Origin of the sequence: Pantoea sp. RSPAM1, from assembly GCF_038816185.1 — a bacterium.
Lineage (GTDB): Bacteria > Pseudomonadota > Gammaproteobacteria > Enterobacterales > Enterobacteriaceae > Pantoea > Pantoea ananatis.
The window spans coordinates 4,034,032-4,050,927 of sequence record NZ_CP046137.1 but is presented as its reverse complement, the minus strand read 5'-3'; the positions used below and the strand labels follow the sequence as shown (position 1 = coordinate 4,050,927).

15 protein-coding genes are annotated in these 16,896 nt (G+C 56.4%); 5 read left to right on the top strand and 10 right to left on the bottom strand.

Going from position 1 to position 16,896, the window contains the following annotated elements:
• Window positions 1–5 precede the first annotated feature (5 nt).
• On the bottom strand, window positions 6–941 hold the full coding sequence (pyrB, locus tag GKC68_RS19465; protein WP_013024383.1) for an aspartate carbamoyltransferase: 936 nt from the start codon (window positions 939–941) through the stop codon (window positions 6–8).
• A gap of 245 nt (window positions 942–1,186) precedes the next feature.
• Window positions 1,187–2,194 carry an ornithine carbamoyltransferase gene (gene argF / locus GKC68_RS19460; RefSeq protein ID WP_028723047.1) on the bottom strand — a complete coding sequence of 336 codons (1,008 nt, stop codon included), beginning with the start codon at window positions 2,192–2,194 and terminating at the stop codon, window positions 1,187–1,189.
• A 163-nt stretch (window positions 2,195–2,357) separates the two neighbouring features.
• On the opposite strand from argF, the gene rraB reads away from it, so the two are divergent.
• Both rraB and miaE read left to right on the top strand, forming a co-directional pair.
• Entirely contained in the window at window positions 2,358–2,780 is a 423-nt protein-coding gene (rraB, locus tag GKC68_RS19455; protein ID WP_013024385.1) for a ribonuclease E inhibitor RraB, read from the top strand.
• Window positions 2,781–2,837: 57 nt separating this feature from the next.
• Window positions 2,838–3,599: a tRNA isopentenyl-2-thiomethyl-A-37 hydroxylase MiaE gene (gene miaE / locus GKC68_RS19450; RefSeq protein ID WP_028723046.1), complete on the top strand. Its 762-nt coding sequence runs from the start codon at window positions 2,838–2,840 to the stop codon at window positions 3,597–3,599.
• 5 nt (window positions 3,600–3,604) lie between these two features.
• Here miaE and GKC68_RS19445 read toward each other — a convergent pair whose 3' ends face one another.
• Window positions 3,605–4,141, bottom strand: coding sequence for a GNAT family N-acetyltransferase (locus tag GKC68_RS19445; RefSeq protein WP_342656434.1), 537 nt, complete (start codon window positions 4,139–4,141; stop codon window positions 3,605–3,607).
• A gap of 767 nt (window positions 4,142–4,908) precedes the next feature.
• Between GKC68_RS19445 and GKC68_RS19440 the strand changes: the two genes are divergently transcribed.
• The gene (locus GKC68_RS19440) at window positions 4,909–5,412 is read left to right on the top strand and encodes a hypothetical protein (RefSeq protein WP_342656433.1); all 504 of its coding nucleotides are present in this window, start codon (window positions 4,909–4,911) and stop codon (window positions 5,410–5,412) included.
• 49 nt (window positions 5,413–5,461) lie between these two features.
• Here the strand turns inward: GKC68_RS19440 and GKC68_RS19435 are convergent, their stop codons facing one another.
• The 3 genes from GKC68_RS19435 to pepA all read right to left on the bottom strand — a co-directional run bounded on the left by GKC68_RS19435 (window position 5,462) and on the right by pepA (window position 10,362).
• A complete protein-coding gene (locus tag GKC68_RS19435) occupies window positions 5,462–8,317 on the bottom strand; it encodes a valine--tRNA ligase (protein WP_028723043.1) in 2,856 nt (951 codons plus the stop codon).
• A gap of 5 nt (window positions 8,318–8,322) precedes the next feature.
• Window positions 8,323–8,781 (bottom strand): DNA polymerase III subunit chi, encoded by a 459-nt coding sequence (locus GKC68_RS19430; protein WP_028723042.1) that lies wholly within the window; start codon window positions 8,779–8,781, stop codon window positions 8,323–8,325.
• 69 nt (window positions 8,782–8,850) lie between these two features.
• Window positions 8,851–10,362 (bottom strand): leucyl aminopeptidase, encoded by a 1,512-nt coding sequence (gene pepA / locus GKC68_RS19425; RefSeq protein ID WP_013024392.1) that lies wholly within the window; start codon window positions 10,360–10,362, stop codon window positions 8,851–8,853.
• 268 nt (window positions 10,363–10,630) lie between these two features.
• On the opposite strand from pepA, the gene lptF reads away from it, so the two are divergent.
• The gene (lptF, locus tag GKC68_RS19420; RefSeq protein WP_028723041.1) at window positions 10,631–11,731 is read left to right on the top strand and encodes an LPS export ABC transporter permease LptF; all 1,101 of its coding nucleotides are present in this window, start codon (window positions 10,631–10,633) and stop codon (window positions 11,729–11,731) included.
• Window positions 11,731–12,807, top strand: coding sequence for an LPS export ABC transporter permease LptG (lptG, locus tag GKC68_RS19415; RefSeq protein ID WP_028723040.1), 1,077 nt, complete (start codon window positions 11,731–11,733; stop codon window positions 12,805–12,807). Before lptF ends, lptG begins: the two co-directional genes overlap by 1 nt.
• A 100-nt stretch (window positions 12,808–12,907) precedes the next feature.
• On the opposite strand, the gene GKC68_RS19410 is transcribed toward lptG, so the two are convergent.
• The 4 genes from GKC68_RS19410 to GKC68_RS19395 are packed head-to-tail and all read right to left on the bottom strand — an operon-like array spanning window position 12,908 to window position 16,875.
• Complete coding sequence (locus tag GKC68_RS19410; protein WP_110956609.1) at window positions 12,908–14,023, bottom strand: M20 family metallopeptidase; 1,116 nt, start codon at window positions 14,021–14,023, stop codon at window positions 12,908–12,910.
• Entirely contained in the window at window positions 14,023–14,778 is a 756-nt protein-coding gene (locus GKC68_RS19405; RefSeq protein ID WP_110956610.1) for a glutamine amidotransferase, read from the bottom strand. The genes GKC68_RS19410 and GKC68_RS19405 overlap by 1 nt, the downstream gene beginning before the upstream one ends.
• 12 nt (window positions 14,779–14,790) lie before the next feature.
• Window positions 14,791–15,870 (bottom strand): phosphotriesterase-related protein, encoded by a 1,080-nt coding sequence (locus tag GKC68_RS19400; protein WP_342656432.1) that lies wholly within the window; start codon window positions 15,868–15,870, stop codon window positions 14,791–14,793.
• A gap of 3 nt (window positions 15,871–15,873) precedes the next feature.
• Window positions 15,874–16,875, bottom strand: a complete 1,002-nt coding sequence (locus GKC68_RS19395; RefSeq protein ID WP_028723036.1) for an ABC transporter permease — start codon at window positions 16,873–16,875, stop codon at window positions 15,874–15,876.
• Between the last annotated feature and the right edge of the window lie 21 nt (window positions 16,876–16,896).

Below are 16,896 nucleotides of genomic sequence, written 5' to 3'. Positions count from 1 at the left end.
ACTCCTTACAGGGCGGTGTCGCTGTTTAAAACCAGTGCCAGTAAAGCCTGGCGTGCGTAGATGCCGTTACCGGCCTGCTGGAAGTACCAGGCGTACGGCGTGCTGTCCACGTCGGTGGTGATTTCATCAATGCGCGGCAGCGGGTGCAGCACCTTCATGTTGTCGCGCGCACCGTTCAGGTCTGCGGCGCGCAAAATAAACTGCGCTTTAACGTTGGCATATTCTGAAGGGTCAAGCCGCTCTTTCTGCACCCGGGTCATGTAGAGAATATCCAGATCCGGCATCACCTCTTCAAAGCTGTCGTGACGTGACCAGGTGATATTCTGCTCGTCCAGCATATCGGTAATATACGCCGGCATCGCCAGCGCATCCGGGGCGATAAAGAAGAAACGGTTGCCGTCAAACTTCGCCAGCGCCTGGGTCAGCGAATGCACGGTGCGGCCATACTTGAGGTCACCCACCATCGCCACGTTCAGGTTGCTGAGGCGGCCCTGGGTTTCACGAATGGTGAACAGGTCCAGCAGCGTTTGCGTTGGGTGCTGATTTGCGCCGTCTCCGGCATTCAGAATCGGGATGCCGTTGGAAAACTCGGTGGCCAGCCGTGCTGCGCCCTCCTGCGGATGACGCATCACGATGGCATCCACATAGGTGCTGATAACCGAAATGGTATCGGCCAGGGTTTCCCCTTTTTTACCCAGTGACGTATTGCTGCCATCGGCGAAGCCCACCGCAGAGGCGCCCAGGCGATGGATGGCGGTTTCAAACGACAGCCGGGTGCGGGTCGAGGCCTCAAAGAAGCAACTGGCGATCACGTTATGTTTCAGCAGTTCCGGCTGGGGATGTGCTTTAAGCTGCGCAGCGGTGTGCAGCACCAGCTCCAGCTCGTCGCGGCTGAGATCGTTAATTGAAATGATGTGCTTGCGATATAGCGGGTTAGCCATAGCTCTCTCCTCTGCGGCGCGGCCGGATTGCGGACAAAAAAAAGCCCCTTAGAAAGGGGCTTTTTTAAGATCGGTTCGATGACGGAAAGAAACAGCGGTGCCGCCTGCGTTGAGGCGAGGTAGCGCGTCACATTGTGCACGATGCTGTTGCATGTTTCCTCCGGCAAATTGTGGCGCATTATACGCCATCAGACATGCGCATCAAGGAAAAATCGCGCCACAGGTAAACGTTTGCGGCAGCCCGATTAGCGCTGTCCCAGCGTTGCCACCATCACCGCTTTAATGGTGTGCATGCGGTTTTCCGCCTGGTCGAAGACGATGCTGTGCGCCGACTCAAAGACGTCATTGCTGACCTCCATGCCATCCTGCAGGCCGTACTGTTCCGCCATCTGACGGCCCAGCGTGGTCTGATCGTCATGGAAGGCCGGTAAGCAGTGCAGGAATTTCACCTGCGGATTGCCGGTCAGCGCGAGCATCGCGTGGTTGACCTGATAGTCGCGCAGCAGGGCAATACGTTCTTCCCACACCGCTTTGGCTTCACCCATGGAAACCCAGACGTCAGTGTAGATGAAATCGGCGCCTTTCACGCCCTCGGCAATATCTGCCGTCAGGGTGATTTTGCCGCCGGTCTGTTCGGCAACCTGACGGCACTGGGTCACCAGATCGGCTTCCGGCCAGCAGCTTTGCGGCGCAACCATGCGCAGATCTAAGCCAACCTGTGCCGCCGCTTCCAGCATGCTGTTGCCCATATTGTTGCGGGCATCGCCCACGTACACCAGGGTCATCTCACTGAGCGGTTTGCCCGGCAAATGCTCCTGCATGGTCAGCAGATCGGCCAGCAGTTGCGTTGGATGGAACTCAGTGGTCAGGCCGTTCCACACCGGCACGCCCGCATGTTGCGCCAGCGTTTCGACCAGTTCCTGACCGTAACCTCGATACTGAATACCGTCGTACATACGACCCAGCACGCGTGCGGTGTCTTTCATCGACTCTTTATGGCCGATCTGGCTGCCGCTTGGGCCGAGGTAAGTGACGTTTGCCCCCTGATCGTAAGCGGCAACTTCGAAAGAGCATCGGGTACGGGTCGAGTCTTTTTCGAAGATGAGCGCGATGTTTTTGCCTTTCAGGTATTGGGTTTCGCTGGCGGTTTTTTTGGCGTGTTTTAATTCGGCAGACAGCGTAAGCAGGTAATCGATCTCGGCCGGGGTAAAATCCAGCAGCCTGAGGAAATGACGGTGATACAACTGACTCATACAGCACTCCGGTACGGGTTTCGTAATGAATTAAAATTCAATTTAACCGTATGAATATGCATTTTCAACCCTGGTGAGAATAATCTTTTCTGTTTTGTGTAGTGGCGCGACAGGCAGTATGGGAAAATAATCACTTATTGCCGAACTCAGAGAGGATATTGCCATGGCATTTGAAGCATTGTTGGAAGAGCAGCGTGAAGAGACGCGGCTGATCATCGAAGAACTGTTAGAGGATGGCAGCGATCCCGATGCGCTCTATACCATTGAGCACCATCTCTCCTGTAACAACTTCGACTCGCTGGAAAAAGCGGCGGTGGACGCCTTTAAACTGGGCTATGAAGTCACCGAACCAGAAGAGCTGGAGCTGGAAGACGGCACTACCGTGATGTGTGTGGACATCCTCAGCGAAGGCGCGCTGAAAGCCGAGCTGATCGACGCGCAGGTAGAACAACTGGTGAACCTGGTGGCCAAATACAACGTCGACTATGACGGCTGGGGCACCTACTTTGAAGATCCGAATGCCCAGGATGACGACGAAGACGATGGCGAAGCCATCGATGAAGATGACAACGGTATTCGTCACTGATCTGTCGAGGGCGGAGCCTGCTCCGCCTGTTCTGTTTTCCTGCCCTGTCTGACAGCCATGAATTACGCACCCTTACTTGAACCAATACAGCAGTTTTTACACTGCCGCACGCCGCAGGCCTGGATTGATGAAGCGCGCAAACCCGAAAACCTGACCCTGCTCCTGACCGACCATCTGGTGTGCGAACTGAAAGCCGCGCAGACCGCCGTGTGGCTGATCCGCAAATACGTTGCCGACAAGCCCAGCGGGGACCGGATTCTGGCGTGGCTGCGGCCCTACGAGAACTTTATCTTCCGCGAAGACGGCGACAGCGATTTTATCAACGCCCATAAAAATCTGACCAAAGCGATTATCGTGCGTAACGAGCTGCCGTGGGCCGACGATCTGGTGGAGAAGATGGTGCTGCTGATCAAAGAGGAGCTGCATCACTTTTATCAGGTGTGGGAAATTATGCAGTCGCGTGGCCTGGTGTACGAGAAAATCACCTCAAGCCGTTATGCCAAAGGCCTGCTGCGTGAAGTGACCACCCACGAACCCGACACGCTGGTGGATAAGCTGATTTGCGGTGCCTATATTGAGGCGCGTTCCTGCGAACGTTTTGCCAGCCTGGCGCCTTTCCTGGACAGTGAACTCGAGAAGTTCTACATCTCGCTGCTGCGTTCCGAAGCCCGTCATTATCAGGACTATCTGACGCTGGCGGCACAGATCTCCCCGAAAGACATTGCGGCACGCGTGCGGGCGATTGGGGAAGCGGAGGCCAGGCTAATCAGTGAACCGGACACGGAGTTGCGCTTTCACAGCGGCGTCCCGGCGTTTTAAACGCATTACAGCGTTTTCAGCATCCTGAACTCGCAGTCACCATGTCCGGTACAGCCCAGCGCATGGTCGATGCGGGCAAAACCCAGCGATTCATAAAGCTTGATGGCGCGGGTCAGGCTGCCGGTGGTTTCCAGATAGCAGCTGCGAAAGCCCTGCTGACGCGCGTGCGCCATGGCTAAGAGCGCCAGTTCACGCGCCACACCGAGGCCGCGAATCTCCGGCAGGAAATACATCTTTTGCAGCTCACAGATATCCGGCGCGCTGCAGGCGAGGGGAGCAATGCCGCCGCCGCCCATCACCTTTCCCTGATGCTCCACCACCCAGTAAGCACTGTGCCCGGCGCGGTAAAGCTCATAAAGCTGATCCAGGTTGGGATCGGCCACGGTATAGCCTTTGTCCGCCGTCAGGCCAAATTCCGCAGAAACGTCGCGGATCACCCGGGCGATATGGGGATTGTCGTCGGCGACGATAGGACGCAGCAAGGGTTGCGGCTGTGTATCAGGGATCATAACGGGGTAGCGTGACGGAATCAGGTTAGACATGCGTCAGAAATAGCATTATCGTCGGGCAAAAGCAATATTGTTCACCGTGCATGGAGGCGTATAACGTGTTTTCCCGCTTCAGTTTTAAAACCATTAAAGACCTTTTCCCTTTCTTTATTATTGTCGGCTTTATCAACATCTGGGCATATTTTCAATGGATTGGCAGGCCGGATGTTTTTCCGCTGATAATAAATAATGTGGCTGGCGTTATTGCTGTCCTTATCACCTCGATACTGTTTTTCAGCGTATTTTCGGTCACGCTACTTATTCCCTCCGGGTTCTGTTCATTATCCGCCGTGCAAAAGGGCAAAAAAGCTCGCCCGACGCGGCGCTATAACGAAGGCTGCTGCGCGATCACCGCCTTTAGCGCCTTCCTGACTATTTTCACATGGCTTTATTTTGGCAGCACAGCACGCGCCTGGCTGATCCTTCCTGTGGCATTTGTTGTGGCTTTGTGCGTACACAGCCTGGTGAATCACCGGATTAATCGCCACCGGCAACAGCATCAGCGCCAGCTGCTTGCCAGGCTCAGGCGTATTCGGTCGGCTGAGAACGGATTAAGTGCAAAATGTAAAAGGCGTTTTTTACTGGCAGAAATAAGCCTGAACGTTATTATAATCAATCTCTCTTACACTTTTTTTTCTGTTGCTATCTCTGTTCTCTCTTTTTTTCCTCTGTTGTTTTTATTGCCAGGTGATATCTATTTCTCAGCGAAAAATACCCTGCCGCAGTATTTTATTATTACCGGTTTATATCTGTTGCTTTTTATGCCGGCGCTGTTCTCACTCTTCACCAATAAAATAAAAGCGCATCATGGCTTCAAACCCATTTTGGCGTTTTCACCTGGTCTGGTCATCGGCGTGTTTACGCTGTTTTCTGTTCAGCTGGTGCAGATTAATCAGCGTGCGATTGAAATCGTCGGCATGGCGTCCTGGCACGAAAAGGTGTTTTCCGTGCCGTCGAAAGACTTCCCGGCCTATTACTTTCCCACGTCGGTCTGGGGGCCCAGTAAAGCGACGGGCGACGCACGTTTGATTACAGGCATCGAGGCATTTACCAACGGCGAAACTCACCTGATCTGCCCGGCACGTTTAAAGGCGCTCAGGCAAAGGGTGCTGAAAAGGAATGCCTTCCTGTGGCAGGCTGATGAGAAAGCCAAAGCGGACCTGGTTAGCATGAGCCAGAACTGTCTCTTGATTAAGGGCGATAAGGTGACGACGGCGGCGGTCTTGAACGCGCTACTCCCCAATGCGCCGCAAATGAAACCATAAAAAAAACCCACGCCGGAGCGTGGGCTTTAGCGAAAACAAACCGGAACGATTACAGCGCGGCAATCACCGCCTGCTGTTCAATCAGTTTTGCTTTGGACTGTTCCATCTCGGCGACGCGCTCGCGCTCTTTAGCAACGACCGCTTCTGGTGCGCGAGAAACAAAGCCTTCGTTAGCCAGCTTGGTCTGGATCTTTTCGATTTCCACATCCAGCTTCAGCAGCTCTTTGGCCAGACGCTCCAGCTCAGCGGTTTTATCCACCAGATCCGCCATCGGGATCAGCAGCTCGGCGCCTTCCACGATTTTGGTCACCGACACCGGGCCTTTCTCGCCCGCAGGCAGAATGGTCAGGCTTTCCAGTCGCGCCAGGCGTGACAGGAAGTTACGGTTGGCCTCAACGCGGCGCTGGGCCGCCGGAGAGCAGTCGCGCAGCAGCACATCCAGCAGCTTGCTCGGCGCGATGTTCATCTCCGCACGGATATTACGCACCGCGATGATCGCCTGCTTCATCCACTCGATATCGGCTTTGGCTTCGGCATCTTCTTTCGCCGCATCAAACTGCGGGAACGGCTGCAGCATGATGGTGTCATCGCTGATGTTTTTCAGGCCTTTCACGCGCTGCCAGATGGTTTCCGTGATAAACGGAATGATCGGGTGCGCCAGACGCAACAGGGCTTCCAGTACGTGAACCAGCGTGTGGCGCGTGCCGCGCAGTTCTGCTTCGCTGCCGCTGTTCATGACCGGCTTCGTCAGCTCCAGGTACCAGTCGCAGAACTGGTTCCAGGTAAAGTCATACAGAATGTTGGCGGCGATATCAAAGCGATAGCTGTCCAGCGCCTCACGGTAGGCTTTTACCGTGTGGTTGAACTCGGTCAGAATCCAGCGATCCGCCAGCGACAGCGTCATCTCGCCGCCGTTCTGACCGCAGTCCTGGTCTTCGGTGTTCATCAGCACAAAGCGGCTGGCGTTCCACAGTTTGTTACAGAAGTTGCGATAACCTTCCAGGCGCTTCATGTCCCAGTTGATATCACGGCCGGTTGATGCCAGCGCCGCCAGCGTAAAGCGCAGGGCATCAGTACCTGATGGCTCAATGCCGTTCGGGAACTGCTTCTCGGTACGCTTGCGGATTTTTTCCGCCAGCTGCGGCTGCATCATGTTGCCGGTGCGTTTTTCCAGCAGATCTTCCAGCGAAATGCCGTCAACCATATCCAGCGGGTCAATCACGTTGCCCTTGGATTTGGACATCTTCTGGCCTTCTTCGTCGCGGATCAAACCGGTCATGTAGACGGTTTTAAACGGCACCTGCGGCTTGCCGTTTTCATCTTTGATGAAGTGCATGGTCAGCATGATCATGCGGGCAATCCAGAAGAAGATGATGTCGAAGCCACTCACCAGCACGCTGGTAGGGTGGAAGGTGCGCAGGGCTTCGGTATTTTCCGGCCAGCCCAGCGTCGAGAAGGTCCACAGGCCTGAGGAGAACCAGGTGTCCAGCACGTCGTCGTCCTGGCGCAGCGCCACATCGGCAGCCAGGTTGTTCTCGGCGCGAACCTCGTCTTCGGTACGACCCACATAAACGTTGCCGTCGTTGTCATACCAGGCCGGGATACGGTGGCCCCACCACAGCTGACGGGAAATACACCAGTCCTGAATATCACGCATCCAGGAGAAGTACATGTTCTCGTACTGCTTCGGTACAAACTGAATATCGCCATTCTCAACCGCTTCAACCGCGACTTTTGCCAGCGGTGCCGTACGCACGTACCACTGATCGGTCAGCATCGGCTCGATGACCACGCCGCCACGGTCGCCGTAAGGCACGGTGAGGTCATGCGGTTTGATCTCTTCCAGCAGGCCCAACTCGTCTACCGCCGCCACGATGGCCTTACGCGCAGCAAAACGCTCCATCTTCTGGAAAGCAGCAGGAATCGCGTCGCTGTAGGCGGTGCTGGCTTCGCCGTTGGTGTCATAAACCTGCGCGCTTTCACGGATATCGCCGTCGAAGGTCAGGATGTTAATCATCGGCAGCTTATGACGACGGCCCACTTCGTAGTCGTTAAAGTCATGCGCCGGGGTGATTTTCACGCAGCCGGTGCCTTTTTCCATGTCCGCGTGCTCGTCACCCACGATCGGGATCAGACGATCCACCAGCGGCAACATCACAAACTTCCCGATCAGATCTTTGTAACGCGGATCTTCCGGGTTCACGGCCACGCCGGTATCGCCCAGCAGGGTTTCCGGACGCGTGGTGGCAACAACCAGGTAATCTTTGCCGTCGGCGGTTTTGGCGCCGTTGGCCAGCGGATAGCGGATGTGCCACATGGAGCCTTTGCTCTCACGGTTTTCCACTTCCAGGTCAGAGATCGCGGTGCGCAGCTTCGGATCCCAGTTCACCAGGCGCTTGCCACGGTAAATCAGGTTCTCTTTGTACAGGCGCACAAACACTTCTTTCACCGCATTGGACAGGCCTTCATCCATGGTGAAGCGTTCACGCTCCCAGTCCACCGAGTTGCCCAGGCGGCGCATCTGGCGGGTAATGGTGCCACCGGATTCGGCTTTCCACTGCCAGATTTTGTCGATAAAGGCTTCACGACCGTAATCCTGACGGGTTTTGCCTTCTTCTGCGGCGATCTTACGCTCAACCACCATCTGCGTGGCGATGCCCGCATGGTCGGTACCAGCCTGCCACAGGGTGTTTTTGCCCTGCATGCGCTGGTAGCGAATCATGGTATCCATGATGGTTTGCTGGAAGGCGTGACCCATGTGCAAGCTACCGGTGACGTTCGGCGGCGGGATCATGATGCAAAAGCTTTCCTGGCGGGTGTCGCCATTCGGTTTGAAGTAGCCCTGCTTTTCCCAGTGTTCGTAAAGCGGCTGCTCGATATCTTGCGGGTTATATGTCTTATCCATCTCTGCTATGTCGTTTCCGGCTGTGGTGGCGTTGCCGTATTCAATTGGAAGCCAACGCTGCGATAGGCTTTATAGCGATCGCGCGCTAACTGTTTGAGCGATTCTTCATAAGGAACGAAGTCTATCACTTCATGGAAAGCAGTAGCAAAATCTGCGAACTGCGGCAGCAGGCTGATCAGCAGGTCGCGTGGCGAATTGCCCCGACGCTGCGGCCATGCCAGCTCAACCGGTGCGCCGTAGCGCGGACCTTCTCCGGCGAGATTGTGCGGCACAAAGGCGTTGGCGGGGCGCTGCCACAGCGCCTCATCAAGCCGAATCGCTTGCTGCTCATCTTCACAGGCGATGAGCACCCGCTTACCCGCCCGCCAGCGTGTTTCCGCCAGATCGCACACCAGCGCTTCAACGGCGCTTAAGCCATCGCGGGATGCATCGGTTTCCAACACGTAGAAGGTTGCGTTTTTCATCGAATTGCCTGTTTAAAGAAAAGAAGGGCGGAGTAAGCTCCGCCCCGATGGGTTCGGTGGTCCGTATGATTAATCGTCGCCGTTCAGGCCAGCACGATTCAACAGGAACTGTGACAGCATTGGCACCGGACGACCGGTGGCGCCTTTGGCCTTGCCTGAACGCCAGGCGGTACCGGCGATGTCCAGATGCGCCCAGTTATATTTGCGCGCAAATCGGGCCAGGAAGCAAGCGGCGGTAATTGCCCCACCCGGACGGCCGCCAATGTTCGCCATATCGGCAAAATTGGATTCCAGCTGTTCCTGATACTCATCGGCCATCGGTAAACGCCAGGCGCGATCGCCCGACTGCTCCGAGGCACCAATCAGTTCATGCGCCAGCGGATTGTGGTTCGACAAGAGTCCACTGACGTGATGACCCAGAGCAATGACGCAGGCGCCGGTCAGCGTGGCAACGTCAATCACCACTTCCGGATCGAAGCGCTCCACGTAGGTCAGCGCATCACACAGCACCAGACGGCCCTCAGCATCGGTATTCAATACTTCAACCGTCTGACCGGACATGGTGGTCAGGACGTCGCCCGGACGCATGGATTTGCCGTCCGGCATGTTCTCGCAGCCGACCAGCACGCCCACCACGTTCAGTGGCAGGTTCAGTTCGGCGACCATGCGCATCACGCCATAAACCGAGGCCGCACCGCACATGTCGTACTTCATCTCATCCATGCTGTCCGCGGGCTTGATGGAGATACCGCCGGAGTCGAACGTCAGACCTTTGCCCACCAGCACAATCGGACGTGCGTCGGTATCTGGATTGCCTTTGTACTCAATAACCGACATCAGGGATTCATTATGCGATCCCGCGCCCACCGCGAGGTAGGCGTTCATGCCCAGCTCTTTCATCTGCTGCTCGCCGATGACGCGAGTCGTGATGTTTTTGCTGTAGGCATCCGCCAGCTGGCGCGCCTGAGATGCCAGGTACGCAGGATTACAAATGTTCGGCGGCATGTTGCCCAGATCTTTTGCCGCTTTCACACCGGCGGCCACCGCCAGCCCGTGCTGAATGGCGCGCTCACCGCTGGTGAGTTCACGGCGCGTCGGCACGTTAAACACCAGCTTACGCAGGGGACGACGCGGTTCGGCTTTGTTGCTCTTCAACTGGTCGAAGTTATACAGCGCCTCTTTCGAGGTTTCGACGGCCTGACGGACTTTCCAGTAAGTATTACGCCCTTTGACGTGCAGTTCGGTCAGGAAGCACACGGCCTCCATCGAACCGGTGTCATTCAACGTGTTGATGGTTTTCTGGATCACCTGTTTGTACTGGCGCTCGTCCAGCTCACGCTCTTTACCGCAGCCAATCAGCAGAATACGCTCTGACAGGATATTCGGCACATGATGCAGCAGCAGCGTCTGGCCCACTTTGCCTTCCAGTTCACCGCGGCGCAGCAGGGCGCTGATATAGCCGTCGCTGATCTTATCCAGTTGCTCGGCAATCGGTGACAGACGACGCGGTTCGAAAACACCAACTACAATGCATGCACTGCGCTGTTTTTCCGGACTACCGCTTTTTACACTGAACTCCATGCACTCTCCTGAATCTTAAAGACAACGGCCGCTGCTGCCGCTAGAATGTAGCGCGTTCGTGACCCATTTATTAATTAGAGCATCATGACAGCATGCTGCTGGAGGTCATAATGAATCAGGGTGACAAGATGTTGTTTTTTCACCACCCCAACGCGATTACCATACATTTTTAGCGTCGACGACGGCCATTTATGAAGAAAAATGGCTAATAAGCGTTGAAATTAGCGATTTTCCTGCAAAAAGACAAGTTTTCACAGGCGTATTAAGCGTGATCATTATTAGATATCTGGTTCGGGAAACGCTCAAAAGCCAGCTGGCTATCCTGTTTATCCTGCTGTTGATCTTCTTCTGTCAGAAGTTGGTGAGGATTTTAGGGGCTGCGGTGGATGGCGAAGTGCCGACAAACCTTGTTCTGACACTGTTAGGACTCGGCGTGCCTGAAATGGCGCAACTTATTTTGCCCCTAAGCCTGTTTCTGGCGATTTTAATGACGCTCGGGCGGCTGTATACGGAAAGTGAAATTACCGTTATGCATGCCTGCGGCCTGAGTAAAGCGGTGCTGGTCAAAGCGGCGATGGTGCTGATGCTGCTCACCTCGGTAGTGGCTGCGGTTAACGTCATCTGGCTTGGCCCCTGGTCGTCGCGCTATCAGGAACAGGTCACGCAAAACGCCAAAGCGAACCCTGGCGCAGCGGCAATGGCTGCCGGGAAGTTCCAGACATCCAGCGATGGCAACACCGTACTGTTTGTTGAAGACGTTAAGGGCAGCAATTTTGGCCATGTCTTCCTGGCGCAGCTGCGGCCAAAAGGGAATGCGCGGCCTTCCGTGGTGCTGGCTGACAGCGGCCATATGGAACAAAAGAAGGACGGATCACAGATTGTGACCCTGGATAAAGGCACGCGCTTCGAGGGAACGGCGTTGCTGCGTGATTTCCGCATCACCGACTTCACTAACTACCAGGCTTACGTAGGTTATAAGCAGGCCACGCTGGATCCTAACGATGTAGACCAGGCCACGTTTGCCACGCTGTTATCGAACAACACGCCTGAGTTTAAGGCTGAACTTCACTGGCGTATTACGCTGGTCTTTTCCGTGCTGATTATGGCATTGATGGTGGTGCCACTCAGCGTGGTTAACCCGCGTCAGGGACGCGTGCTCTCTATGCTGCCCGCGATGCTGCTGTACCTGATTTTCTTCCTGCTGCAGAGTTCGCTGCGCTCAAGCGGGGCGAAAGGCCGTCTCGATCCGGCGATCTGGATGTGGGTGGTGAATATCAGTTATCTGGCGTTAGCGATCGTGCTTAACCTGTGGGATACCGTGCCGATGCGTCGAATTCGTGCGCGCTTTACACGCGGAGGATCGGTCTGATGTTTCGCGTTCTCGATCGTTATATCGGTAAAACGATATTTAATACCATCCTGATGACGCTGTTTATGCTGGTCTCGCTGTCCGGCATTATCAAGTTCGTCGATCAGCTACGTAAAACCGGCCAGGGTGCCTACAGCGCGCTGGATGCCGGTTATTACACCTTGCTGAGTGTGCCAAAAGACATCGAAATCTTCTTCCCAATGGCGGCCCTGTTAGGCGCCTTGCTGGGGTTGGGAACGCTGGCGCAGCGCAGTGAACTGGTGGTGATGCAGGCGGCGGGCTTTACCCGCATGCAGGTGGCACTGTCGGTGATGAAAACGGCGATTCCGCTGGTGCTGCTGACCATGGCTATCGGCGAGTTTGTTGCCCCTCAGGGCGAGCAGATGGCGCGAAACTTCCGTGCGCAGCAGCTTTATGGTGGCGCGCTGGTGTCGACGCAAAGCGGTTTGTGGGCCAAAGACGGCAACAACTTTATCTACATTGAACGTGTTAAAGGTGACGATGAAATTGACGGCGTCAGCATTTACAACTTCACTGACGATCGCCGCTTACAGAGCGTCCGCTATGCCGCAATGGCGAAATGGGATAAAGACAAGAAGTTGTGGGTGCTGTCTCAGGTGGATGAATCGAATCTGACCGATCCGAAACAAATCACCGGCTCACAAAGCCTGACTGGCGAGTGGAAAACCAGCCTGACCCCAGACAAACTGGGCGTGGTGGCGCTGGATCCGGATGCGTTGTCGATTACCGGCCTCTATGATTACAGCAAATACCTGAAGCAGAGTGGTCAGGAATCTGGCCGTTACCTGCTGAACATGTGGAGCAAAATCTTCCAGCCGCTGTCGGTCGCGGTCATGATGCTGATGGCGCTGTCGTTTATCTTTGGTCCGCTGCGTAGCGTATCCATGGGCGTGCGCGTGGTCACCGGCATCAGCTTCGGCTTCCTGTTCTACGTACTGGACCAGATTTTTGGCCCGCTCAGCCTGGTGTATGGTTTGCCGCCGATTTTCGGCGCGATACTGCCGAGCTTCGCCTTCTTTGCCATCAGTCTGTTTATGCTGATAAAACGGCGATAGACGCTGAAAACCAGAAAGGCCGCGCAATGCGGCCTTTTTTTCATTTCATTGAGGCGGTCAGCGTGAGTTTCGTAAAAGTGTGAGCTGTTAAGACCTGAACTTACGTGCCCCAATCCCTGATCAACGCACCATATAGCGTCTCGGCTTCCGCTAACCGGCTCAGCAGACAGTATTCATCGGTCTGGTGCGCCATCGACGGCTCGCCAGGGCCGAGGATAATGCAGGGCGGATTGCCCAGCGCGGGCAGCAGCAAGGACGCATCGGTAAAGTAGGGCACAATGCGCGGCATCAGGGACGCATCGTGCAATGGCTGGCAGCGTTGATAAACCCCCTGAATCCATGCGTGATCGCCTTCACTGAGCACCGCTGGCAGGTCGACCAGCGTAGATATCGTCACACTTTCGCCCAGTAAGGTGTTGAGTTGCTGACGAATGGTGGCGTGCTGAAGATTGGGCGCGCTGCGGATATCCACATCAAACTGCGTGCGGTCAGGCACGGAGTTGATGTTCAGGCCGCCTGTGATGCGCCCGACGTTGATCGTTGGCTGCTTCATCAGCGGATGCGGCGCGCCGGGGGAGAAATGCTGAATTTTACCCAGTGCCTCTGCCGCCAGATAAATGGCATTGATGCCCAGCTCTGGCATCGCGCCGTGGGCGGTTTTACCGCGGGTTTCACAGCGCAGCCACAGTGCGCCTTTGTGGCCGATAACCGGATAGTTGGCGGTGGGCTCGCCAACGATCAGCGCGCCCACCTCGGGCAGGTCAGCAGTATCGATTAGCGCCCGCGCGCCGTCGCAGCCGGTTTCCTCACCGCCGGTGATCAGTAGCACCACGCCCGGGCCCTGGCGAAGGGCCTGCTGGTGCGTAACGCAGGCGACGGCAAAGGCGGCAACGGCCGCTTTCATATCGCTCGATCCCCGGCCATAGAGCCGATCGCCCACGATCTCGCCAAAGGGACTGTGCTGCCAGTCGGCGTTACCGAGCGGCACCGTATCCAGATGCCCGGTGAAGGCCAGTGCAGGGCCGGCCTGCTCGCCGCGCAGGCGGGCTATCAGGTTATGGCGTCCTTCACCGAAGGATGACAGCGTGACCTGGAAGCCGTTTTCCTCCAGCCAGTGGGCAAAAAACCTCATACAGGCGGCTTCGTTACCCGGTGGATTGAGGGTATCAAAGCGGATCAGCTGTAACGCCAGATCCGCCGTGCGGGTAAGGGCCATCAGTGACGAACCGTTAACCAGTCAAGACAGTTGATCCACAGCTGGCGATAACCCGGCCACTGAGCAAATTCCTGCGGCAGCCAGTGGGCAGACATATCGCTGGTCCAGACCAGCGATCGGCCCTGCTGATATTCGCGCACCGCCAGCAGCGGATGGCCAGTGCCGGCAACGGTCGCCAGCAGTTTACCTTCGGGGTGCATTTCCACTTCGTTGTAGCCCAGTAACCACGGCCACTCATCGGGCATGTCGCTAAACAGCGCGTGAGATTCGGTGACGTTCGGATAAGAACCTTCGGGCGTTTCGATGCGGTCATCACAGGCCAGGCAGCGTACCGGCAGCACTTTCTCGACCGCCGTGTTGCGATAGCGCGCGCCGCCGTTGATGCCCTGAAAACTGAAGTAGCCGCCAATCATCATCAAGGCACCGCCCGCGGCTACATAGTCGTGGATCAGCGTCAGACGGTTCGCCGTGCGCTGGCTCTTCAGCCAGGTATCCGGGTGCAGCAGCAAGGTATTGGCGCCGATATCCGACAGAATAATCGCATCCCACTGTTTTAGCCCGTCCAGCGTCAGCGGGAAGTCGGTGGCGGCGGCATGGGCGGGCATGTAGGTAATGGCATAATCACTGTCGGCCAGCGCCGCCATAAAGTCAGTCGCGCCATTGTGCCAGGTGGCGGTGGCAAACTGATCGAAGCCTTTCACGTGAACGGACGTGCTGGTCCAGGATTCCCCGACCAGTAAAATTTTCTTCTGCATTACGCTTCTCCCTTACCCACCAAAAACGCGCTGTGGGTTAGCAATCAGTAAGGTTTCAAGTTGTTCGCCGCTTACGCCGTGGCGTTTCAGGCGCGGAACAAAATGTTTAAGGATGTAGCCATAGCCGTGACCGCCGTAGCGGGTCAGCATGGTTTTCAGGAACACGTCCTGGGACAGCAGAATCTGCTCAATAAAGCCGTCATCGATCAGCTCGCGAATGGCACGGGCATTCTCTTCATCGGACGGTGACTGCGCGGACTCGTCGGCGTAGTAATAGCTCATGCCGATCATGTCGTACTCCAGATACGCACCGCGCTGGGCCAGCTCACGCTGATAGCGCTTGTCGGCAAAGCTGGGATTCATGTGGCACAGCACCACGTGGCGCAGATCGGCCCCTTCTTCTTGCAGGATATCCAGCACCTTGTGCCCCAGCCGCTCCCAACCGGGCAGATGCACCTCAATGGGCACGTGTGTCGCGGCACTGGCCCGGCCCGCCGCCCGCAGGGATTTCTCCTCGCTGGCGGTGAAGCGGCTGGAGACGCCGATCTCTCCGATCAACCCGGCGAGTACCTCGGGTTTTTCTTCCCGGCCGCCCAGGTCGTAAATCAGCTTGTCAGCTAACGCCTCGACGCTAATGGTTTTCACCCATTCCGGATGTGAAGGCTCCAGGTACAGGCCGGTGCTCATAATGATATTGAGCCCGGTCAGGCGGGCGATGCGCTGCAACGCTTTGGGATCGCGACCGATGCCGATATTGGTAGGATCGACTACCGTGTCACCGCCCAGCGCCCGGAACTTCATCAGCTCCTCAATCGCCAGATCCACATCGAACAGCTGGCAGTTATCGCGGCTGATTAACGGGTTAAGCGACAACTCGCCCAGGTTTTCCATGCTTACCGGCATTTCCGCCAGATGACGATCGCCACAGCAGCAGGGCGGCACCCATTTGCCAGAGGCATCCAGCAGGATATGTTCGTGCATCAGCGTCACGCCCATTTCGCTCACCGGCAGCGGGCCCAGCACGGTCATCACATAACCGCTGTTGATGCCCAACGGCAGCGGATCGGGATGACGAAAAATAGAGTGTTTCATCAGCTATCCTTTCGCCGCCGATCGCGTCGGGTTGAGAATGCGGGTATTCAGCCAAATCGCCAGCAAAATAATCGTACCGGTGGCGATCTGCGTGTAAAACGGCGAGATGTGCGACAAAATCAGGCCGTTCTGAATAATGGCAATCGACAGCGCGCCGAGCAGTGTGCCGATGATGGTGCCGAAGCCGCCAAACAGGCTGGTACTGCCCAGCACCACCGCTGCGATGACCTGCAGCTCGAAGCCTTCGCCCTGGTTAGAGGAGCCGCTGCCCAGACGGGCGGTAATAATCATGCCCGCCAGCGCCGCCGCCATGCCGCTGAGGATGTAAACCTTCATGGTCACAGCCTTGGTGTTAATGCCGCTGCGACGTGCGCCTTCGGCATTCGCGCCAATCGCCGTGACATAGCGACCAAAACGCATGTGATTAAGCACGATATGACCGACAATCAGCACCACAATGCCGATCAGCGCCGGCATCGGCACGCCCAGCACTTTCGCGCGCCCCATAAAGGCAAACAGGCTGTCGGCAGGAATGGGAATGGAATAGCCCTGAGTAATCAGCAGCGCGATCCCGCGCACCACGGCTAAGGTGGCAAGCGTGACGATAAAGGCCGGAATGCCCTCATAGGCGATAAAGAAGCCGTTGATAGCGCCCACCAGCGCGCCCAGCAGCAGGCCGCCCAGCAACACCACCGGCCAGGGCAGTCCCCAGTTGTTCAGCGCAATCGCCGACAGCGCACCGACCAGCGCCAGCGTTGATCCCACCGAAAGATCGATCCCACCCGTGGTGATCACCAGGGTCATCGCCGTGGCGACGATCAGCAGCGGCGCGCTCTGGCGAATGATATTGAGCCAGTTAGCACTGCTGAGAAAGTTGCCGGTGATCAGGGAGAACACCACGCAGCAGAACACAAAGAACAGCGCGATGCTGACCACGCCAGAGTGATTGTGCAGCAGGCGACGCGGCAACGAGTGTTGGGCCATACGGGAACCGCTCAGATTCATAATAGTCATCCTGTTACCTCG